Source organism: Natronotalea proteinilytica (assembly GCF_055379935.1).
Map to the genome: position 1 here is coordinate 1,800,792 of NZ_AP043947.1, position 20,872 is coordinate 1,821,663.

Sequence of the window (20,872 nt, forward strand, 5' to 3'; positions counted from 1 at the left end):
AGCGTGCAGACTGTCTCTGTACGTGAAGCCGAACGAGCTCCACCGGGATGAGCAGGTCTACCCACTCGTTACTGCCCACCCAACATTCCACCAGGTGGCAGCCTATCATTCAGACGACTTGGACGCGTCGTTGGGCGTTTCCTCATCGGGTTCGTCTGGGGCGTCAATGCCTGCGATTTGCTCCGGACTGGGAAGTTCGGGATGCCTCGGTGATCCGGTCTCTTCAGTAGAACGCCGGCGGGGATCGGAAAGGTGCACATTCGTGGGCATCTGCATTGGCGGGGCCGGGGGAGCACCCGGAGCGCCATTGCCGCTGTGCATGGAGGCTTCAACCATTTCCAGATCAGGTTCGCTTGGCGCACGCACCCCTGGAAGCTGCTCCAGCATATCCGAATCGATTTTGGTTACGCCGGCATGCCAGCCATCTTCGGCCCACACCACCGATACATCTTTCGTTGGATCAAACGATACTTCGGTAAGCCACGGCTCGTCTGTAGACTCTTCATCTTGACCCGGATACTTCACGCGTCCGTGGTACACCCCGGAAAGCATCTGCAGAAACTGGGCTTTGATGACGCCTAACTCCTTGAACGTCAAGTTGGTATCATCAAGCTGCCCGTTTTTGATGTGGTTGTCAAAAATGCGATTGATCAACTTGCGAAGCGGCTCATAGCTGGGATCGTCCAGACTGCGGCTGGCCGCTTCGGTCGAGTCGGCCAAGAGCAAGATCCCTGTTTCCTTGGAGAACGGGCGCGGCCCCGGATAACGAAAGTCCGACGCCAACACAGCGGATGGATCGTCGGCCTCCTTGATGGCCTGGTTATAAAAGTACTCAACGCGAGCGGTGCCATGATGCGTAGCCACAAATTGCAGCACCTGCTCGGGTAGATCGTACTCTTTACCCATTTCAATGCCTTCCTTAACATGGCTCGTAATCACGAGCGCACTCATGCGGGGCTTCAGAGAGTCGTGCGGATTTTCGCCACCACGCTGGTTTTCCACAAAATACCGGGGCTTCAGCATCTTTCCGATATCGTGATAGAGCGCCCCAACCCGCACCAACAGCGCATTGGCCCCAATCTGGTCGGCAGCGGCTTCGGCTAGATTGGCCACCTGCATCGAGTGGTTGAACGTGCCAGGCGCCCGCACGCTGAGTTCTTTGAGGAGCGGACGATTCGTATCGGATAGCTCCAGCAGCGTAAGGTCGGTTGTGATGCCAAAGACGCGCTCAATCACCCAGAGCAGCGGCTGGGCCACAATCGTCACCGACGCCCCAATGCCTGCGAAAAGCAACTCACTGCCCATGCGCGAGACCGGGGTGCCCAGGAACAGCCAACTCCCCACCAGCACGAGCGCATATCCTACGAACACCATGCCGGCGCTCAAAAAGAACTGGCCCCGGTTTTTGATATCGCGTACGCTAAAGATACCACACACGGCCCCAATGAACACCGCCATGGTATACTGCAGGTCCATCGACAGCATCTGCCCCCCAAGCAGGGCCAGCACCAGCGTGCCAAACAGCGCCGTACGCGTACGGAAGATGATGGTAAGCGTCACCGAGACCAGGGCCACCGGTACAATGTACATCTCGACCCACGACACCCGGATAACAACGCCGTACATGGCAATCACCAGCCCGAACAGCAGCGTCATCAGCGTAAGCAGTCCGTTGTCGTTCCAGATGTCGCGCCGCAGGAAGTAGAGCGACCCAAAGAAAAACAGGAAGGTGACGAGGATGAGCAAGAACTCCCCAGATAACTGCTGCCATGCAATGGTCGTAGCTGCCCGCTGGTTTTTCTCGCGCTCTAGCGAGGTCAGCTGTTGCTTTGTTTCGGAGGTGACACGTTCGCCTTGCTGCACCACCACATCGCCACGCTCCACTCCGCCGGAGATCGACGACACGTTCTGGGCACGCCGGTTGCGCTCCTGCTCTGTTTCTTCGTGCTGATAGGCGTAGACAGCCTGAAACGTATCTCGAAAGAAGGCAAACGCAATGCGCGAGGCCTCGGGATTATTGGGAAAGGCATCACGAAGTTGTTCTTCGGCCCGTTCGAACGCCTCTTGAATGCCAACCAGCCGATCCACGGAAAGCTCTCGCTGAATCCGCTCGGCTTCGTTGCGTACGATGATTTCGTCGGTGTACACCGAATCAAGAGGAATGTCGATGACATGACGACGCTGCAACGTGTGCGTTACGTCGGCCACGTGTTGCAAAATACGACGGTCGAGCCGTTCGCTCTGCGGCGCGGCCCCTCTCTGGTCGCCCTCCACCTCGGTTTCTTGTGTGGCTTCGATGACCTCCTGCAAATCAGACGAATGGGTGGCCGCGCTTTCCGTGAGGGCCTCCCACTGGTTGCTATCTAAGGTAACGCGGGCATTGCGACGCAGCTGAAGGTATTGCAACGAATCGGCTTCGGCCTGCTCGTCGTTGCCAATAGCCCGTTGATACCGAGAGCTGACAAACACATCCAGTGTTTCATTGAGTTGCTGCTGCACCGTATCCCGATAGGCCTGGCTGGTCTGTGCAGCGGTATCTATCTCTTCAAAAAACGGACGGGTGGTCCGGCGGGCCTGCTCACGCTCGCGCTCGACCTGGTCGCTGTCCTTGTAAATTGGAAAGTTAAACGGTGCCACAAGCGTAGCCTGCCGCCACGTATCCCCAACCTGCACGGTGTACTCAAACACCTCGCCCCGTGGAAAGGCCGCCAGGGCGCCAAACACCAGAATAGCAAAGAGCACGCTTTTAATGATTATATCGCGCCGGTAGGTGTCTTCTGCCTCCTGCTGCCCGCTCTCCAGGTCAGTGCCAACCGGACGGGCTTGCTTTGGACGCAGACCAAGCCACTTAAGCCACTTTTGCATGGGTCGAGGGAAGAGTAGGGGGCGCTAAAAACAAGAGACCGTGGGGTGCTTTTCAGGACCTCAACGGCTTGCGCCGTTCAACAGATCCATCAGGCGGTCTTCATCTAAGATAGGAATGCCGCGCGCTTCTGCATCGTCGTACTTCGAGCCGGGGTTTTCACCAGCCACCAGATAATCGGTATTTCCGCTCACGCTAGAGGTAACGCGTCCGCCGGCCCGTTCGATGTGCTCGGTGGCTTCGCGACGTGTAAACGAGGGCAGCGACCCAGTTAGCACAAACGTTTGGCCCTCAAGGGGCTGGGGGGAGGCGTCGGAATCTTCCTCCGGGCGGCGCTCGGTACGTACCCCCACGTCTCGCAGCGCATCCACGAGCGCCTGGTTATCGTCCACAGCAAACCAGTCATGAATGCTTTCTGCAATAACGGGCCCAATGCCGTCAATCGCTTCCAATTCCTCTACAGATTGGGACTGCAGTTCCTCCAGCGAAGGCACATGCGCCACCACCTGCTCGGCCACCGTGCGTCCCACATGCCGAATGCCCAGTCCAAACAGCAAGCGGCTAAGCGGACGCTCTTTCGTGGCGGCGATGGCATCAACCAGGTTCTGCGCGCTCTTTTCGGCAAAGCCCTCCAGCGGAAGGAGATCCTCCACCTCCAACTCATACAGATCGGCCAGCGTCCGGATGTCCGCTTCCTCCACAAGCTGCACCGCCAGGCGCTCGCCCAAGCCCTCAATATCCATGGCATTGCGGCTTGCAAAGTGCTCCACGAGGCGCTTGAACTGCGCCGGACACTCGGTATTGACACAGTAGTAGTCGGCCTCGCCATCCAGGCGCACCAACTCGGAGCCGCATTCAGGACAGTTCGTGGGAAACGACCACGGCGTTTCATCGCCCGTGCGAGCGTCCTCGACCACGCGCACCACCTGCGGGATCACGTCTCCGGCGCGCTTTACCACCACGGTATCGCCAATACGGATATCGCGCTCGGTGATGTAATCTTCGTTGTGCAGCGTCGCCTGCGAGACTGTCACCCCGCCAATGCCGACCGGCTCCAGCACCGCCTCGGGCTTGATGGCACCCGTGCGTCCTACGCTTACCGTAATGTCGCGCAACGTGGTGGTGGCTTCGCGCGCCGGAAACTTGAAGGCCACTGCCCAGCGCGGCGCGTTGGCGATGGCGCCCAGTTCGTCTTGATAGTCGTGCCGATCGATTTTGAGCACGACCCCGTCGATCTCGTAATCAAGCGATTCGCGCCGCTCCACCCATCCCTCGCAAAAGTCGATGGCATCCTCCACATCCTCAAACCGCTCCCAGTGCGGGTTCATAGGCAGGCCGAACGCGTTCAGCGCCTGTAGCACCTCGGTGTGGGTGTTAGGCGTGGAGCCGTCGGTGGGGCCCTGCGCATAGGTGAAGAAGCTGAGGGGGCGCTGCGCGGTAATGGATGGATCGAGCTGGCGTAGGCTGCCTGCTGCGGCGTTGCGTGGATTGGCAAACGGCGTGTCGCCTTTTTCGGTCAGATTCTCGTTGAGGGCGTCGAACTCGCTCTTGCGCATGAACACCTCACCGCGCACCTCCATTGTGGCAGGGGGATCCAGACGGTTCGCATCCAACTGCAGGGGGATGCGCCGAATGGTGCGCACATTGCGGGTGATGTTCTCCCCCTGCACGCCGTTGCCTCGGGTGGCGGCCAATGCCAGCGTGCCGTCTTCGTAGGTGAGCGCCAGGGCCAGTCCGTCGATTTTCAGTTCAGCGACAACGGCGGGGGTTGTATCCCCATACGCATCAGCCAGGCCGCGCTGGCACCGCTCGTACCACTCGCGCACATCATCCGCATCAAAGGCGTTGGAGAGCGACAGGAGCGGCTCGGGATGGGTGTGTTTCTCAAAGGCATCCAGCGGATCAAACCCGACGCGCTGCGTGGGCGAGGCGGGCGTCTGTAGCTCCGGGTGCTGTGCCTCTAGCTGTTGTAGCGCCTGAAACAGCCGGTCGTACTCATCATCGGGCAGGAGCGGATCGTCGTGTGCGTAGTATCGCTCGTCGTGGGCGCGCACCACGGGCACCAACATCTCGTGCAGCGTGCGAGCGTCCGAGAGCAAGAGATCGCTCAACGCAGCAGCATCGAGTGTGCTTTGGACGCGACGCGTGGCATCAAGCAGGTCCTGTGCCGTATCGGGTTGGGATTGGGGGGCGTTGAACAGATCCATGGGGCAGCGCAGAAAAGCGATGAGAGGAAACGAAATGCACGTCAGGGCACGTCGTGCGTAACCTGGGGCGATGGTAGTTCAACAGGCTCGGCCTGCAGCGTATCCGCCCAGGCTTGCAGGTCCTCGCGGTCAACCACGCGGCGGCCCTGCGCATCGGTGGGCGACAGCGGCATGGGACGCTCGTTGATGTACAGGCTAAACTGATCGAACTGCTCTTCAATGACGAACCGGTCTTGGAACAGCATCAGCATGGTTTCGCCTTCGTTGAGCCAGTACGGACGGCGGATATCGGCATCGCGTTGTACGCGCACGCCCTGGACGGCCCCTGCATCGGCGTGGATCATCGCCCGCAGCGTATCGCCCAGCTCGACAGGCGGAATGGGCTCAGGTGCTGGTTCCGGCTCTGTCTCTGTCGTGTCCACAGCGGCAGGCTCGGCCTGGGTGGTTTCGGAAGGCGGCGGCTCTTCGGGGGCATCGCTCGGACGCGCAATCAACCAGATGACGCCTACAGCAATCAAAAGCAGCAGTCCGCCCACAATGAAGGCTTGTCGGGCTCCCAGCCCGGCATCGCTCCCGGTTGACGTGGACGACGGTGGAGAAGCAGGGGAGGCCTTGGAACGGCGCGCTGCCGATGGCGGGGACGCTGTTTTTTTGCGATGCGGTGGGACCGGGGCCTTTGGGTCGGGGGTGTCGTCAGGATCAGACGCGGCAGCCCGTGCAGCAGGCGACGAAGCGGCTGTGGAAGGCGCCTGGTCCTCGGCGTCATCAGCATCGTCGGTGTTCGGCGTAGACGGTGCGGGTGAATCAGGTGGAGGGGCGTCTGCGTCGTCCTCTGTCGGCTTAGGGGAGGCCGTGTCGGGATCAGTCGTGTCGGGATCAGTCGTGTCGGTTGTTGTATCTGGCGTGTTGGCCTCGGCGGGCGGCTCCGTTGGGGTCGGCGGCGCGATGGGGTCGGCGCCCAGCTCCGAGACAGCCAGTTCGTTCATGTAGCGTCCTTCCAGCGCGGCCTCCAAATGATCGAGCACCCGGTCGGATGGCGTGATGCCCACCGTAGCGGCATACGACTTGGTGAGCGAGCGCAGATACACGCGGTTAAACGACGAGCGATGAAACAGCGCGCCCGACTCAAACTCCTTGATGAGATCGCGTGCCACACGGGTTTCGGTGTGGATATCATCATGGGTGAGCCCGCGCTCTTCGCGGATCTGTGTGAGGTCGCCAGCAAACCGGCGAATGGACGCTTCGGACGAGGATTCGTTCATGCCACAACGCAAACAAGGAAACGGGCGGGGAGGGGACGTACAACAAAAAACGCCGTTTCCAGCAGAAAAGCCAGAAACGACGTTGAAGGGGGTACGTGAGGGCCCACAGGGGGCTGGCCTCGTTTAGAAGGTGTCGGGACACCCGGATTTGAACCGGGGACCTCCGCTCCCCCAGAGCGGCGCGCTAACCGGGCTGCGCCATGTCCCGAAGGGATACGCTCATAACAAAAGCGGCAGCAAAGGTTTCCGCAAGTCGTTCACTGAAAACACATCCACGAGCTACAGGGACCTCGTCGCCCCCTACAGCCCCAATAGATCGCTCTTTGCTGACATGGGTCTGCATAGTTTTCACAAGAGATGCGTCGGTACCGTGGTCTCACCTGAACGTGGTGTATCTCTCTCGTGGCACCACCGCAAGGACTTCGGATCATGCCGCTGAAGTGTCGGGAAGGGGCGATGGAGGAGAATGTTTTGTAGGCTGACCACGGTGCCGCCGTAACGAATTGAGGACTCCCCCCCTCACATCGGCAAGAGGATTCGGAACAGGATATAGAACGGCACGCCAAACGTGCCCATCAGCAGACTGGTGGTGAGCATCGCGGCGCCGGGAGACAGGCGGCCTTTGAACCACAGATCCCAGCGGAGGGAGAGCATGGGCCAGTTCATGACATGGCAGGCGGCAAACAACCCACAGAGAATCATCTGCTCGGTAGCGTGTGGGATGGGCAGGATATAGGCAACCGGCACGATAAAAATGAATGCCGTCAGAAAGATCAAACAGGCCAGAAGGGCGCCAAAGTGATACTCGTAGATATCACTCGCACGTATCAGGGCGGGGCGCTTCGAAGAACGTAAGCGGGAGGAAGACCGCATAACACCAAGAAAACAGTTGGGTGCGTTGGATGCTTAATACGCCATCGCAATGCCGGTGTGCCCATTTTTCGCAGAATCGCCCTTCAATCAGGCATATATCTTCGAAACGGTATTGCAAAAGATGCTGCGGATCTGCATGTTGTGAGTGTGCACTGTTGTTTTCTCTTAACCTGTAGCTGCCATGCCTACTGTTTCCGTTTTTCGCAGCCTCCTGATACTCAGTCTGGGTGCGGTCCTTGTCCTGAGTGGGTGCCAATCTTCGGAGCCCGTTCAAGACACCGAAGAAATTGATGTACTGGAGACCCAGATCGAAGCCCTTCAAGATGAGGTGGCCTCGTTAGAAGCCCAGCTCAGCGATTTACGCAGCGAGAACGATGCCTTGCGTCGGCAGCTTGAGGACCAGGAGCAGCGGCGTGGCGAAACGATTCAGGTCCTCTCCACCGATCTCTTTTTTGAAAGCGGAAGCGCCCAACTCACCCCCGAGGGGGTCGAACAACTCGTGAGCGTAGCCGACCAGCTGCGCGGTTCGTATTCGGGGCGCGTCATCCGTGTTGAAGGCTTCACCGATAACAAGCCCATTGGCGACCGCCTCAGCCGTACGTTCCCGAGCAACTGGGAGCTCTCGGCCGCCCGTGCCTCCGCTGTCGTGCGCCACCTGCAGTGGACCCACAACATTGATCCGGAGCGCTTTGAGGTGGTGGGCTTTGGTCAGTATCAACCAATCGCAGACAACGAAACCGCCGAAGGCCGCACCGAGAACCGCCGCGTGCGTGTAGCGGTCCTCCCCGAAGACCAGCCTGTCATCCTTCACTCTGAAGAAGACCGAGACGGGTTTTAGCGCCTGCTTTGGGTTTTTATCTAAGTGGGCCCCACAAAAGTATCTTTGAGTATGTCATTGCGAGGAGCGCCAGCGACGTGGCGCTGTGAGCGCAGCGAGGAAGTGCCTTTAGGATGCAATCTTGTGCCTTCAAACTGGACGGCACTGCCTAATCGGGAAGCATGAGATCGCCACGTCGGTCGCAGGCTCCCTCCTCGCGATGACTTAGTCCTTGCACATAACTTTTTCTTCGCTATGTTGTTTATTTAACGTTGGTTGCCTCCACCGCCTGTTCAATGAGAGACTGTTGGCTCCTACAACAAGAACCCATCTGGGCGTCTTCTCGGGGGAATAGTCGGGGGAATGGATCCTGAATCGAGTTCAGTATCTGTTTAGCGTGGCTCACGCCCGGGATATCCGCTTCGCTCCTGATCCCGGGCTATGGAACGGCGCGATGTGAGCCCGCCCATAGCCGGGGACCGCTTGCGTCCCCGACGATCTGGAGGCATATCGCTAAACAGGTACCAAGTTCAGGATGACGTGTCGGGGGGACGGTGCTGGAGACGAAGGCCCCCTTTCAACCCAAATGCCCCCCTCCCGAACGTCATCCAGATCCTGAATCGAGTTCAGGACAGGCAAGCGAGCCTGCGAGCGCGATCCAGGATCCAGAACAAGCAGGCACCCCACAAGCACATCAGCAGGCTATCGAAACAGGCCTTGGTTCGTAAGTTGGTGCCCAATCCGTACGCTTCAGCACTCCCCCGCAACATGGATCCTGAATCAAGTTCAGGATGACGTATCGGGGGGCGGTGCCGAAGACGAAGGCCCCTTTCAACCCAAATGCCCCCTCCCGAACGTCATCCAGATCCTAAATCGAGTTCAGAACAGGAAAGCGATCATCAACGATTATCACTATCTCAGGTTGCGTGCGTAGACTAGTTGACTAAGGGGGAGAAACCCGACACGAGCCCGGAGGGCGACTGATGGAGCGAAGCGGAATAAGGGAGAGGGGGTTCGAACAAGACAAAACGGCGGTGCTCGATTATCCTATCATTTAGCGTTTATCCACTACCGGCATGAAGTCGCTCTTAGAACGTCTTGTGCTATGGTTAAATCATCGATAGAGGGCTTTCAGGGCCGTTCCAGGGCGTCCAAGTGCTTCGTTGGCGACAAAGCCCAGCATGTAGGAGAGCAGCTTCGCAACGATCCGCGTCGTCACGCCCCACACCGACCGAGCACGGGTCTCTTCGATCTGAAACTGGTCTTCCAATGATGCGAAGACGCTCTCAATGCGAGCCCGCAGGCCTCGTTGCCAAGCGCGTAGCGCCGCTTCGCTTTGCGTGGCCGCCTCCTTGCTTCGCCGCAGGGCATACCAAAGCCGCCCCCCGTGTTTTCCAAACAAGCCGGCGAGCCAATCGCCACAATACCCGTTATCTGCCAGCACCGGACGCGCCTCTGCGAAAAAGGCAGACTGTTTGGCCTGCCATGCGGCCTCAACAGCAAGTAGGTGTTCTGCGACGCGGCGCTCCCCGACATTCGCCGGACTCAACACAAAATCGCAGATTGCTCCTGTATTCGACACAAGCAAATGAAGTCGAAATCCAAGGAAAAACTGACGCTTCGACGGCGCAAACCCGGCTTCAGCGGCCCAAATCGACAATTGAGCCGACTTCCAGCGTGGCGACTTCGCCGTCGTAATCGGAGCCGAATCCAAGGCCAACCACATCGCCAGCAGCCGGAGCCGGTTCATCAGAAAGCGAAGCATCTCGCGCTGAATCCCCATCAACGCTTTGCGCCTACGGTGATAGCGTGAGCGACTAATCAAGTCAGGAAATAGGTGACGGTAGTCCTTATAAACCACACGGTGAAAGCTCAACTCCGAATCATTCGAACGGCCTTCCTGCATAAGTAAAGACAGGCACGAAGTTGGGGTTTTGTGCGTTTCAAAGCGGCATCATGTGCGCCCAGATATTCTTAATACACGCTCTCATTCGTACGGCACCACGCTTCACATAAGTATTTGATCTATATGGCTCTACGGAATCCCTCCCCCTAAATCCCCCTCCTCTGAGGGGGACTTGAGGAACCCCTTCTACGGTTCCTTCCTCCTCGGGGAGGAAGGGTAGGATGGAGGGGAATCCATCCGGCAATCCCCAAAACCATTGTTGAGGTCACTTAATCGAAAGCGTGATAATTTCCACATCTGTCATCTTCATGCGATCGGCTCCGTTCCGGAATCGGACCTCATCGGGAACGACTTCCAGATAGAGGTCATCGACGATGCAGTAGAGAATCAGGAACAACTCCTCGGTATTCGGGGTGGATTCGAGCATAACAGCAGAGGGAGCAGTGTCAGTGGGATGAATGTTGAAAGATCCATCCGCGACTGGTACACTACCTCTGCTGTTTCTGTTTTAACCCGCCTGGATGGCCTCCAGCCTATGGCACAACCCGTTCTTAGAATAGCGTCTCACGATTACTGTCAGAGGTGGGTTCGTCTGCCTCGTCATCGGAGCCGTTCTGGGGTACATTGTGGGGCGCCGAAGCAGTGTGCGGCTTAGCATCGGGAAAGCTCGGCAGGTTAACCGAAGAACGCCCAGATGCGTTATCGGATGGAGACGACGTATCCGTTGTGTTGGCATCAGAAGCGGACTCAGAGGGAGCACCGTCTGAATCTTCCGGATCTGTTTGACGGGGAGTCTCTGACTCGTCGGTTTCAGGCGTCTCGTTCGATGCGTGCTCGGTGGCCTCCTCTGCAGGGTCTTCGGCGGAGGGCTCGAATGCCTCGTCTTCGCTTTCCCCGCCCAAGGCGACCTGCTGCTGCTCGCTTTTCTCCTCATCGCTTTTAGCGGGCTCTGTAGCATCATCGGGGTGGTGCGTGTCTGCTTCCGTGCTGGATGCATCTGGCGCTACCTCTGGCTCTGGGGACTCGGAAGCCTCGGGCTGCTCGACGGGCGGCGCATCGCGCTCGGGCACCTCGTGATCGGTAGGACGAAGATTGGCAACCGGGGTTAGCACAGCGGCCACAGCACCCACACCGCGTCCGGTTGGCTTGCTCATGGCGCGAAGGTGCAGATCCATTACCGATCCATCTCCAACCCCTTGCACATTCACCTCGTTGTTCCAAAGTTCTTGCTTGCCCTCAAAGAGCGCTGCCAGGTTAGACTCGACGAGGCCGCTATCAAAAGGGGCGATCAGGTCGATGAATGTATTTTCTGCGGTTGCATCAAACGAAACCGAATTGGTTGCTTGTTTGCTTACAGACCGAATCACCCCGCTGCGGTCCAGAAGAAAAAACAGGGCATTGGCGTTTTGCACGGGCATGCGTTGCACGGTAGCCAACGTAGCTTCATAGCCGTCGAAGAGGACGTCTTGCTCTTGTACCTGTACATGAAAGCGGGTCCCGTTGGCGTCTTCATGAACAGCAAGGGCGCCTGTGGGATTTTGGTAGCGCGCCTCGGCTCGGATATCGGAATAGCTCAAAAGCTTGAAGACCGCCTCGTCATATCCGTAAAGAGCTTGGGCTGCTTCGTTGGCCAGCATAATGGTGTCCTCGTGCTGGCTGTACACGATCATGGGCTGCGGGTTGTCGTGCACTAGCTGCCGCACCTGGGCCTCGGCGCTGCGAAGTTCAAACTGACTGACCACCACATCGGCGAGGCGCTCCAGAATCTCGCGCTGGGCCGCATCGAAAGCACGGGCCTTGTAGTCAATAATGCAGAGCGTGCCAATGTGAATGCCCTCGGGCGTCGTTAGAGGGGCCCCTGCATAAAAGCGGATGTGCGGCGGGCCGGTAACGATAGGATTGTCTTTAAAGCGTGGATCTTGCGTGGCGTCTTCCACCACAAGCATCTCTCCATTATGCACGGCATGCACGCAAAACGAGACGCTAATATCGGTCTGGCGCGTATCAAAACCAAAGCATGATTTAAACCACTGGCGTTCCTTGTCAATGAGAGTGATGAGAGCTGTAGGAACGCGGCATACCTTGCTTACAAGGCTGGTGATGCGGTCAAAGTCTTTTTCTGGAGCCGTATCCAGAATATGATAGCGACGGAGGGCAGCTTGGCGGTCATCGGTGTCTTCAAGTGCTGGAACCGAAGCAGAATTAGCCATAGACAGGCAGGACAATGTAAAGTAAGCAGAAATAGGAACCACGGCTTACATCACATCGATAAGGCGGTGTTTCGCCTCGTTTGAGACCGATCACGTTTGTTTCATTTGCGTGTTGTGTATGCACACATATTGTGCACATGAAGTGCAAACGGACCGTCTTGCTTACCTCCAATCAGAAATCCTATGCTGTGCACCGTGGCCGGCTCGAACGGGGGTGCATCGGGACGTGGTCGTCCGCGGCGCATGGCCTGTAGCTGCGAACATGGAAGGTAATGCCATGCCGGCTGCGGGGTCGTCCAAAAGGGGGCGCGGTAGCTGATGCGTCCGCCGGCCTCGGTAAACAGCGAAAGGCGATACCATCGCACAGGACCATGTACGTGCAACGCAAGCCCTGTGGCCTCTGACAGATCAACCGTGCACGGTCCGCGAGCCGAGGCAAATCCGCCGTTGTTTGCCAGCGATACGTGACCGGAAAAGCAAAGTGCCCCGGCGTCTGTCTGGCGTACCGTGCTGGTGGATTCGCCTCCCATCACCGGATCGTTAATGCAGCGCCATGCATCGGGCTGACGAAGGAGGGTGCGCAGGGGACGTAGGGAGTGGGTATGCACAGAATGCGTTACTCGGTATGGGTAATGTAGTAGCGTTCCATGAGCTCGTCTTCGATGCCAAGCTCTTGCGCCCGCCCCGCCAGCCGATTGAACAGCGGGCGCATGACGCGCAGCGCACCATCGCCCCGCGTGTCGCTCATCATCACAAAGAGGGCGGTGTGGTAGATATTGTCGAACCCGTCCTCACTCACCTTGCCATCTCGATCGAGGCCGTAGAGCATGTAAAGCGCCCGCTCGAAGCCTTCATGACCGGGTTCAATTTTCACTTCAAAGCGGATGGTCTCGTCGGTGGGATTGAAGAAATTGTGACTGGTACCCACGGGCGCAGTGGCCGACTCGCCTTCGTCAAGCAGCACCTCCTCGCCATCCAGGGTTATGCCGAGCGTGCCGGATACGGCGGTGAACGTCTCTGCAAAGGCTTCGTGGTAATGCACCGCGTTTTCGCCCCCAGGCTTGAGTTCGATGTCGAGCAATGTGTATTCGCCGTCGGTTTCATGCGCTTTCGCGGCAAACGTGGTGATGTTGCCCGCCGACTCGTGCTCAATGGTGCGCACCAGATTGTCGGGCGGCTCGGTGGTCAGGTAGGATGCGTTCTCGGGATCGTACGGCGTGCCCAGGAACGTCCAGAAGGAAACGGCTCCGGCGACAATCAGCACGAGCCCCACGTAAATCAGTTTTCTCATGGCTTAGCAAAAAGTGAGTACAGTACGCCCAACAAGGATACGTACCACTGAACTTACGTGCAATGGGAGCCGCAAGGGGAAGTGCTTTCTCGAAACGCCTGTGGAGCCCTCTCCCCATCGAGGGCTATGGACCTACCACAACGACGCAGGGCACTGCGTCGGCCCGAGCAATGCGTTGCCATGCCGAGCGGCGTCTGCCCCATGCAAAGCAGCGCGATCTCAACCGCATGCTCCCCGCCCGTGTGCGAAGAGGGCTCCAAAACAGCGTCCCAGTGCCCTGGGATGGTACGTATGCCTCAACGGGGCGCCTGTCCCGAGCAAGACCGAGGGAACTCCCGCGGAGATCCTTCACTGCGTTCAGGACAGGTTTCAATACCTCAAGGGTGCGATTAAAGGACAAGCCGCATCACCACAGATCGTGCTGATGCGCTGATTTCAATACCTCAAAGGTGCGATTAAAGGGAAGGGCACCTCCTGCCCAGCAAGCTCAATCGTAAATTTCAATACCTCAAAGGTGCGATTAAAGGGGGGGTATCGCATTATGCGAGAGAAAGCATACACTATTTCAATACCTCAAAGGTGCGATTAAAGGGCCTGCTTCGGCTGTCGTACATTGCTGCGCGTACCGAATTTCAATACCTCAAAGGTGCGATTAAAGGACGACTTGGAGCGGTTCTGTACGCATCCCCTCAACAATTTCAATACCTCAAAGGTGCGATTAAAGGACGGACTGTACGTAGACATCTGCCACCGTGAGCGTAGATTTCAATACCTCAAAGGTGCGATTAAAGGACGCCGGATTCCACAAAAGAGAATGAGTTTGCTTTTATTTCAATACCTCAAAGGTGCGATTAAAGGACAAAGAGAAGTGGTCTTTGGGCAGTTATGGAATACATTTCAATACCTCAAAGGTGCGATTAAAGGCAGGTCACAGCAATAAACTTTTGACCGCGTCGTCGCAATTTCAATACCTCAAAGGTGCGATTAAAGGTGGCAACAACAAGAACTCATTGAACGCCTAGAAAACGAATTTCAATACCTCAAAGGTGCGATTAAAGGTCTGCGAAGTGAACGTTTAACGTTCCATCGATGCTAATTTCAATACCTCAAAGGTGCGATTAAAGGCCTATCAGAATATGCGATACAGCCCGCATAGATGCAAATAAACGCCGGTTTTTTTGGTGGGCCGGATCCGTAGATGTCGTCACCCTCCGGTCGTGCATAAACCCCCCGAGGCCGACGACATCCGGTAAAGCGCTGGTTTTACGCTGCATATCCACAAAAAAATGGGGTGTGGCACGATAATTGCAGAGGCCGTTTTCCCAAAAATCGCCTGAGGCCGACGACAAATCGGCGTTGAGCGGCGCTGAACAGGGGGCACGTTAGCACGTGGGAGAAAGGCGCACCTCCACATCCCACGCAGTACCCAGCGCCGAAATGAGATCCTGTTCGGTGTCGGTGATGGGGCCATCGGCGCGGGCCATGCAATAGATGTCGTCGAGCACCGCCAGGCGTTGCACATCGGGCAGCGCCTCCTTGAGGGTGGCCACCACCTCTTGGATGAGCGACTCGTCCGCCTCGGCATAGAGCCGGAGCGTGGTACGAATGATCTCATTCAACCGCTCGTCGTCGAGGTCGGTATGCCAGGGCTTTAAGCGACGGCGCAGCATATCCACCTCATCGGTATTGAGTTCGTCGTTGCCGCCGTGGGCCACGGCAATGAACAGAAACGCCAGCTCGTGGATGAGGCTCCAGTCGTCGTCTACACGCTGCACTTCTGCCGAGGTGCTGCTTACCAGCGCATCCCCCAGTGCCTTGTGGCCCCAGGCATCGGCCACATGAGCGATGAGGCCCTGCTCTTGCTGTAGGAGCACGCCATCGGCCTCGGCAATGTCTACGAGGCCCTCCAGAATATCGCCATGATGGTCGGCGCTTAGCGTGTTCGAAAGCCGCTCCACCGCCTCCATGACCGCTTCGTTGGGCGTGTCCGTATCCGCCAGCAGCGTGGCCGCCTCCATAAGCGTTTCGCGCGTGTCGAGGCCATACCCGGCGGTCCAGGGCGCAAGCGCTTGCTGCACCGACGACGCCTCGGCCTCCGACAACTGCTGGTCGATGCCATAGGCCGTGGCCATGTAAATCAGCGCGATGTCGTGGGCGGGGGTCCAGTCGGCAGTAGGAGGCATAGGAACAACACGTTAAGCGGCAGGGGCAGTGGATGCAACCGAACGGAGCAGCGCAGCCAGTTCTTGGTCTACGTGGCTCCATCCGCCTTCATCATACCAATCAAGCAACTCCTTTACAATGACCATCTTGTCCTTTCCATCGGCATTTAACCGATCGTAAACGGCCTGCCCTGCTTCGGGACGCGGCCCCCAGGTGCCCAGCACGGTGCCGTCTGCATCCAGCACAGTCAGTTTGGGGATGCTACGCGACCCGTCGGTGAGGAAGCGGTCCATCACATCCAGGTTGTCATCGCGCAGGAGGATGCGCAGGGTGCTCTGGGGATGCGCCTGGGCGGCCTCGGCAATGACGGGAAGCGAAAAAGCGGAATCGCCACACCAGGGCTCGGTAAGCACCATCCAGGTCAGATCGGTATCCACCCCGTCGAGCGCATCGCGGAGGTCGTCGGAGAGGCTGTACGTGTCGTGCACCCCGGCCTGTCGCTCGTAATTGTAGTTCAGATAGTGCTGCATCCGCCGGTCGTCGGCGTCAGCATCATCGGGGAGCCGGGCCGTGCGCTCCGTCTCCCAGTGGGTGTGATACGCATCGTACGAAAGACCATCGCGATGCATGCGATCCAGATCAACCGTTTCGGTGGACAGGTCGGCGTCGGTCGTGCTCATGGGAGATTTTGGTTTGTAAAGGAAACAATACAGCGGAATGATACGGTTTTCGCTGAACTTGGTGCCGCAAGCGACGCGGGCGTTACGGTTGCCAGAAGCGCATCGCGTAACACGTTCGTGTTGAGCACACGCTCTCCGAAACGTAACATCATGTCCACACATGGCTATTTGAACCGAGCTACCCAAAAAGAGTGGACAGCGTGGGTCTTCCTCGTTATATTGCAATAACGGTAGTAGATAGACGCGTTATGTGACACCGGAAAAAGACATGGCCCCTTCGATTGGGGCCTCTCCTTGTCATTGCAAAGCGAGGTCATCGCACGGCTCCCTCCTCGCGATGACAATTTCGGACCATACCATTCAGGTGTGACAGACCACCACCCATTGAACCGCTACCGCAACCGTAACTGTTTTCTACCTACCCCACCGTGGCCTATGCGTATGACTCGCTTCATTGGTGCACTCCTTTTAAGCCTCCTGATTCTTGCTCTTGGGTGCGATTTTGATAGCTCCGCTCTTGAAGACGACCGGGCTGGCTCAATTGAGGACGCCACCATCTACGAGATGTTCATTCCCGATTTCTCTGAAGAAGGTACCTTTCAAGGCGCCATAGACCGCTTCGATCATCTTGAGGCGCTCGGCATCAACACCATCTGGCTAATGCCCATTCACCCGATTGGTGAAGAGCGCTCCAAAGGCGAATTGGGCTCGCCGTACTCCATTCGCGATTTCCGGGCCGTGAATCCCAACTACGGTACTGAAGAGGACTTTCAGGCGTTTGTGGATGCCGCCAACGACCGGGGCATGCGCGTCATTATGGATCTTGTTGCGAATCATACGGCCTGGGACCACGCCTGGACGGACGAGCATCCCGAGTGGTATGTTGACGGCCCCGTCGACGGCTTCTCCATTCCAGTCATGGATGGCGACACCACCGATTGGACCGATGTGGTGCAACTCGATTACGATCAGCCGGAGTTGCGTGAGGAGATGATCGATATGATGCAGTACTGGGTCGAAGAGTTTGGCGTAGATGGCTACCGCGCTGATGTGGCTGCGCTTGTGCCGTACGACTTTTGGAGCGATGCCATCGACTCGCTCGAAGCCGTCCAAGACCCAGTCTTCATGCTAGCCGAGGCCGATGAGCCCGAAATGCACGAGGTGGGCTTCGACCTAACGTACGCCTGGCCCTCGTACAGTCAACTGGTGGCCACCTGGACAGAAGGCGCGCCGGTATCCGAGTACACCCAAATGGTGGAGACGGTGCAAGAGGAGCTTCCCGATGGCGCACTGCGCATGCGCTTCACAACCAACCACGACGAAACTGCCTGGGATGCCCCGCCCCCGGTCTTGTTCGATGGGCACAGCGGATCGGAAGCAGCCTTTGTGCTCGCGAACGCCATGCCAGGGGTCCCTCTTATTTATAACGGCCAAGAACTGGGGGTGGATGAGCCCATCCCATTTTTCGAGGCCACGCCGTATGACTGGGATGCCGACGCCACCATGATGGATTTCTATACGTCGTTCATGTCGCTTTACACGCAAAGCACGGCACTGCGGCACGGCGACATGGACGTGCTGACTCCCGATGCCGAAGATGCTGTCCTCATTCGGCGCACGACCGAGCACGACGACCTGATCATCGCCGTGAATGTACGGGATAGGGAGGTCGAGATCGCGATTCCTGAAGGCGCGCAACCGCACACCTGGACCGAGGTCTTCCCAGGCTTCGGCGCCACCGAGTTTAACGCTCCCGATGCGCCCGCTACCCTCCAACTGGATGCGTACGAGTACCGCATGTTCATTCCAGAGGGCTGACTTCTACCCGGAATAAATCCAGGAGCTTTACTGCGACACGACATTAGACGCCCCACGCCCTCGTATGTCTCGCAGCACAACGGTGGGCTCTTTGTACTCACTCATACCGTTTCTCACTCACTCCCCCGTAGTCTATGCGATCTGTATCCACTGCACTTTGCACAGCACTCGTACTCATCCTCCTACCCACCGATCTGCTTGCCCAGATTGATCGCCCGAACGAACACTTTGTGACTCGTTCGGAAGTCATTGGCGCCAACGGCATGGTCGCTACGAGTCAGCCGTTAGCCTCGCAAGTCGGGCTTGATGTGCTACGCCGCGGCGGTAACGCCATTGACGCCGCCATTGCTACCAACGCGGCTATGGGGCTCATGGAACCGACCGGCAACGGCATCGGCGGCGACCTGTTTGCGCTGGTCTGGGATGCCGACACCGAAGAACTGTACGCCCTCAACGCCAGCGGACGGTCGCCCATGGGCATGTCGTACGACGACCTGATGCAACGCCTCGACGAGATGGATGCCTCTTCCATCCCCCCGTATGAAATGATCTCGGTGTCTGTGCCCGGCGCTGTAGACGGCTGGTTTGAACTGCACGACCGGTTTGGGGCCATGGATATGGATGGCATCCTCCAAGAGCCCATCCGATATGCTGAAGACGGCTTCCCGGTGAGTGAGCAAATTGCGGATGCCTGGCAACGCAGCGCTCGTTTTCTAAGCGATCAGCCCGGCGCCTTCACAGAAACCTTCACCATCGGCGGACGCGGCCCTGAGGTGGGCGAGATCTTCCAGAACCCCGATCTGGGCAACACCTACCGCCTGCTTGCCACCGACGGACGCAGCGCATTCTATGAAGGTGAAATCGCCGAACGTATTGATGCATACATGCGGGAGCATGATGGCCCCCTACGGTACGAGGACTTCGAAGCCCATACCTCCGACTGGGTCGATCCCATCTCAGTAAACTACCGCGGATACGATGTGCACCAAATTGGCGGCAACAACCAAGGCACCGCCGTCTTGCAGATGCTGCAGATCCTCGAAGGGTTTGACCTCTCCGAGACCGGCCATAACACCGCCGAAACGCTACACCTGATGGTCGAAGCCAAAAAGCTGACCTATGAGGACCGGGCCAAGTTTTACCACGACCCGGACTTTCAGGACATCCCGATGGAAGAGTTGCTCTCTGATGCCTACGCTGCCGAGCGCCGCGCCCTGATCGACGAGGAGGCCGCCGCCGATGAAGTACAACCCGGTATGGAGGTGATGCAAGATGGCGACACGATTTATCTCACCACCGCCGACTCCGATGGCAACATGGTATCGCTCATCCAGAGCAACTTTCGCGGCATGGGCACCGGATTCGTTGCACCGGGCACGGGCTTTAGCCTGCAGAATCGAGGCGAGTTGTTTTCGATGGATCCCGACCACCCTAACGTCTATGAGCCCGGCAAACGTCCTTTCCACACGATCATTCCGGGGTTTGTCACGAAAGACGACGAGCCCTACTTTAGCTTTGGTAACATGGGCGGCGCATATCAGCCTGTGGGGCACCTCACTATCCTAACCAACATGATCGACTTTGGAATGAACACGCAAGAGGCGGGCGATGCACCGCGCTGGACCCACAGCGGCTCTACCCAGCCCACCGATGAGCTCGACGACACACTCACCGATGGCGGCACCGTCTATGTGGAGTCGGGCGTACCGTTTGACGTGGTGCGCGCCCTCCGCAACCGTGGCCACGACGTCCGCATTGGCGGCGCATTCTTCGGACGCTATCAGGGCATCCGCTATGATGCCGAGCATGGCGTCTTCGTTGGCGCCTCTGAATCTCGCGTAGACGGTCATGCTGCTGGATACTAACTGATGCCCGGTGCCAACTCTGCTCCTGTTCAACCGCCACACGTACCGTCTCCACGCATGGGGGCGGTACGCACCGGGCCGGTCATGCCACATTGGGCTATGCCGGCGTAGCGAGTTTGTCGGCGTGCTTTTGACGAAGTTTTTTCAGCTTCGGGTCAATTACCGCCCGGCAGTACGGCAGGCCTTCGTTGCGCGCATAATAGTCCTGATGGTCGGCTTCGGCCTCGTAGAACGTATCGAGCGGCTCTACTTCGGTGACAATGCCGCCATTGAATACCGATGCATTCAACTCGTCAATGACCGTCTGTGCCGTGTTTTTCTGCGCCGTGTTGTGGTACAGAATGATGGAGCGGTACTGCGGTCCTACATCAGCGCCCTCCCGGTTGCGCGTGGTGGGATTATGGATGGTGAAGAAAATTTCCAGCAGGGCACGATAGGAGATGCGTTCCGGGTCATAGGTCACCTGCACGACCTCAGCATGGCCGGTGCCTTTGCCACAGACTTGCCGATACGTGGGGTTGGGCACATGTCCGCCCGCATAGCCGGACACGACTGATTCGACACCATCAACGTGTTGAAAGACCGCTTCGAGGCACCAAAAGCATCCGCCACCTAGCGTTGCGCGTTCCATAACGAGAAAAGGGTTGGTTGTAGAGATACATGCACCGTCCATACCTTACCACAGGCGATAAGGTTACCTGTTGTGCGCTGCTTCTGCCCATCTCTCACAACAACATCACGGGATAGCTGGGGATGGCCCCGCCTGGCCGCTATGAAGGCGCAGAGGGCTCGTAACGTCACAGCATGCTGTGACGTGGTTCACTGACCGCCCGGGATATCCGCTCCTGATCCCGGGCTATGGAACGGCGGCACGATGTGAGCAAACCCATAACCGGGGCCGCTTGCGTCCTCGTCGC

At 57.9% G+C, this 20,872-nt stretch carries 15 protein-coding genes, 1 tRNA gene and 1 CRISPR repeat array; of the genes, 3 read left to right on the forward strand and 13 right to left on the reverse strand.

Translation table 11 applies throughout. The features are described 5' to 3' along the window. Positions 1 to 105: 105 nt before the first annotated feature. From ACZ5AL_RS07295 to ACZ5AL_RS07315, 5 genes are all read right to left on the reverse strand, one after another. Positions 106 to 2,865, reverse strand: coding sequence for an HD family phosphohydrolase (locus ACZ5AL_RS07295; RefSeq protein ID WP_464513193.1), 2,760 nt, complete (start codon positions 2,863 to 2,865; stop codon positions 106 to 108). A 60-nt stretch (positions 2,866 to 2,925) separates the two neighbouring features. Further along, complete coding sequence (gene ligA / locus ACZ5AL_RS07300) at positions 2,926 to 5,070, reverse strand: NAD-dependent DNA ligase LigA (RefSeq protein WP_464513194.1); 2,145 nt, start codon at positions 5,068 to 5,070, stop codon at positions 2,926 to 2,928. A 41-nt stretch (positions 5,071 to 5,111) separates the two neighbouring features. Beyond that, complete coding sequence (locus ACZ5AL_RS07305) at positions 5,112 to 6,332, reverse strand: helix-turn-helix domain-containing protein (protein ID WP_464513195.1); 1,221 nt, start codon at positions 6,330 to 6,332, stop codon at positions 5,112 to 5,114. Between the two features lie 133 nt (positions 6,333 to 6,465). Further along, positions 6,466 to 6,540 (reverse strand) — tRNA-Pro (locus ACZ5AL_RS07310). A 311-nt stretch (positions 6,541 to 6,851) separates the two neighbouring features. Beyond that, a complete protein-coding gene (locus ACZ5AL_RS07315; RefSeq protein ID WP_464513197.1) occupies positions 6,852 to 7,205 on the reverse strand; it encodes a hypothetical protein in 354 nt (117 codons plus the stop codon). A 181-nt stretch (positions 7,206 to 7,386) separates the two neighbouring features. Between ACZ5AL_RS07315 and ACZ5AL_RS07320 the strand changes: the two genes are divergently transcribed. Continuing rightward, positions 7,387 to 8,043 carry an OmpA family protein gene (locus ACZ5AL_RS07320; RefSeq protein ID WP_464513198.1) on the forward strand — a complete coding sequence of 219 codons (657 nt, stop codon included), beginning with the start codon at positions 7,387 to 7,389 and terminating at the stop codon, positions 8,041 to 8,043. A 1,093-nt stretch (positions 8,044 to 9,136) separates the two neighbouring features. On the opposite strand, the gene ACZ5AL_RS07325 is transcribed toward ACZ5AL_RS07320, so the two are convergent. From ACZ5AL_RS07325 to ACZ5AL_RS07355, 7 genes are all read right to left on the reverse strand, one after another. Further along, positions 9,137 to 9,928: an IS982 family transposase gene (locus ACZ5AL_RS07325; RefSeq protein ID WP_464513199.1), complete on the reverse strand. Its 792-nt coding sequence runs from the start codon at positions 9,926 to 9,928 to the stop codon at positions 9,137 to 9,139. A 265-nt stretch (positions 9,929 to 10,193) separates the two neighbouring features. Beyond that, on the reverse strand, positions 10,194 to 10,355 hold the full coding sequence (locus tag ACZ5AL_RS07330) for a hypothetical protein (RefSeq protein ID WP_464513200.1): 162 nt from the start codon (positions 10,353 to 10,355) through the stop codon (positions 10,194 to 10,196). A 124-nt stretch (positions 10,356 to 10,479) separates the two neighbouring features. Then, on the reverse strand, positions 10,480 to 12,138 hold the full coding sequence (locus tag ACZ5AL_RS07335) for a GAF domain-containing protein (protein ID WP_464513202.1): 1,659 nt from the start codon (positions 12,136 to 12,138) through the stop codon (positions 10,480 to 10,482). A 101-nt stretch (positions 12,139 to 12,239) separates the two neighbouring features. Continuing rightward, a complete protein-coding gene (locus ACZ5AL_RS07340; RefSeq protein WP_464513203.1) occupies positions 12,240 to 12,746 on the reverse strand; it encodes a CIA30 family protein in 507 nt (168 codons plus the stop codon). A gap of 8 nt (positions 12,747 to 12,754) precedes the next feature. Further along, the gene (locus ACZ5AL_RS07345; RefSeq protein ID WP_464513204.1) at positions 12,755 to 13,429 is read right to left on the reverse strand and encodes a cupin domain-containing protein; all 675 of its coding nucleotides are present in this window, start codon (positions 13,427 to 13,429) and stop codon (positions 12,755 to 12,757) included. Between the two features lie 366 nt (positions 13,430 to 13,795). Then, positions 13,796 to 14,554: a CRISPR direct-repeat array (repeat unit 30 nt; unit sequence ATTTCAATACCTCAAAGGTGCGATTAAAGG). Positions 14,555 to 14,811: 257 nt separating this feature from the next. Beyond that, positions 14,812 to 15,612, reverse strand: coding sequence for a TerB family tellurite resistance protein (locus ACZ5AL_RS07350; RefSeq protein WP_464513206.1), 801 nt, complete (start codon positions 15,610 to 15,612; stop codon positions 14,812 to 14,814). A 12-nt stretch (positions 15,613 to 15,624) separates the two neighbouring features. Continuing rightward, positions 15,625 to 16,272 carry a thioredoxin family protein gene (locus tag ACZ5AL_RS07355; RefSeq protein ID WP_464513207.1) on the reverse strand — a complete coding sequence of 216 codons (648 nt, stop codon included), beginning with the start codon at positions 16,270 to 16,272 and terminating at the stop codon, positions 15,625 to 15,627. 435 nt (positions 16,273 to 16,707) lie between these two features. Here ACZ5AL_RS07355 and ACZ5AL_RS07360 point away from each other — a divergent pair, with 435 nt between their 5' ends. Both ACZ5AL_RS07360 and ggt read left to right on the forward strand, forming a co-directional pair. Continuing rightward, on the forward strand, positions 16,708 to 18,090 hold the full coding sequence (locus ACZ5AL_RS07360) for an alpha-amylase family glycosyl hydrolase (protein ID WP_464513208.1): 1,383 nt from the start codon (positions 16,708 to 16,710) through the stop codon (positions 18,088 to 18,090). Positions 18,091 to 18,224: 134 nt separating this feature from the next. Then, positions 18,225 to 19,955, forward strand: coding sequence for a gamma-glutamyltransferase (gene ggt / locus ACZ5AL_RS07365; protein ID WP_464513210.1), 1,731 nt, complete (start codon positions 18,225 to 18,227; stop codon positions 19,953 to 19,955). Positions 19,956 to 20,052: 97 nt separating this feature from the next. Here ggt and msrA read toward each other — a convergent pair whose 3' ends face one another. Next, complete coding sequence (gene msrA, locus ACZ5AL_RS07370) at positions 20,053 to 20,586, reverse strand: peptide-methionine (S)-S-oxide reductase MsrA (RefSeq protein ID WP_464513211.1); 534 nt, start codon at positions 20,584 to 20,586, stop codon at positions 20,053 to 20,055. Between the last annotated feature and the right edge of the window lie 286 nt (positions 20,587 to 20,872).

Bases quoted from the DNA above. Each gene is read 5' to 3' on its own strand.
- ACZ5AL_RS07335 (WP_464513202.1), bottom strand. From the start codon at position 12,138: ATGGCTAATTCTGCTTCGGTTCCAGCACTTGAAGACACCGATGACCGC.
- ligA (WP_464513194.1), bottom strand. From the start codon at position 5,070: ATGGATCTGTTCAACGCCCCCCAATCCCAACCCGATACGGCACAGGAC.
- ACZ5AL_RS07305 (WP_464513195.1), bottom strand. From the start codon at position 6,332: ATGAACGAATCCTCGTCCGAAGCGTCCATTCGCCGGTTTGCTGGCGAC.
- ACZ5AL_RS07330 (WP_464513200.1), bottom strand. From the start codon at position 10,355: ATGCTCGAATCCACCCCGAATACCGAGGAGTTGTTCCTGATTCTCTAC.
- ACZ5AL_RS07325 (WP_464513199.1), bottom strand. From the start codon at position 9,928: ATGCAGGAAGGCCGTTCGAATGATTCGGAGTTGAGCTTTCACCGTGTG.
- ACZ5AL_RS07355 (WP_464513207.1), bottom strand. From the start codon at position 16,272: ATGAGCACGACCGACGCCGACCTGTCCACCGAAACGGTTGATCTGGAT.
- ACZ5AL_RS07320 (WP_464513198.1), top strand. From the start codon at position 7,387: ATGCCTACTGTTTCCGTTTTTCGCAGCCTCCTGATACTCAGTCTGGGT.
- ACZ5AL_RS07295 (WP_464513193.1), bottom strand. From the start codon at position 2,865: ATGCAAAAGTGGCTTAAGTGGCTTGGTCTGCGTCCAAAGCAAGCCCGT.
- ACZ5AL_RS07315 (WP_464513197.1), bottom strand. From the start codon at position 7,205: ATGCGGTCTTCCTCCCGCTTACGTTCTTCGAAGCGCCCCGCCCTGATA.
- ggt (WP_464513210.1), top strand. From the start codon at position 18,225: ATGCGATCTGTATCCACTGCACTTTGCACAGCACTCGTACTCATCCTC.
- msrA (WP_464513211.1), bottom strand. From the start codon at position 20,586: ATGGAACGCGCAACGCTAGGTGGCGGATGCTTTTGGTGCCTCGAAGCG.
- ACZ5AL_RS07350 (WP_464513206.1), bottom strand. From the start codon at position 15,612: ATGCCTCCTACTGCCGACTGGACCCCCGCCCACGACATCGCGCTGATT.
- ACZ5AL_RS07360 (WP_464513208.1), top strand. From the start codon at position 16,708: ATGCGTATGACTCGCTTCATTGGTGCACTCCTTTTAAGCCTCCTGATT.
- ACZ5AL_RS07345 (WP_464513204.1), bottom strand. From the start codon at position 13,429: ATGAGAAAACTGATTTACGTGGGGCTCGTGCTGATTGTCGCCGGAGCC.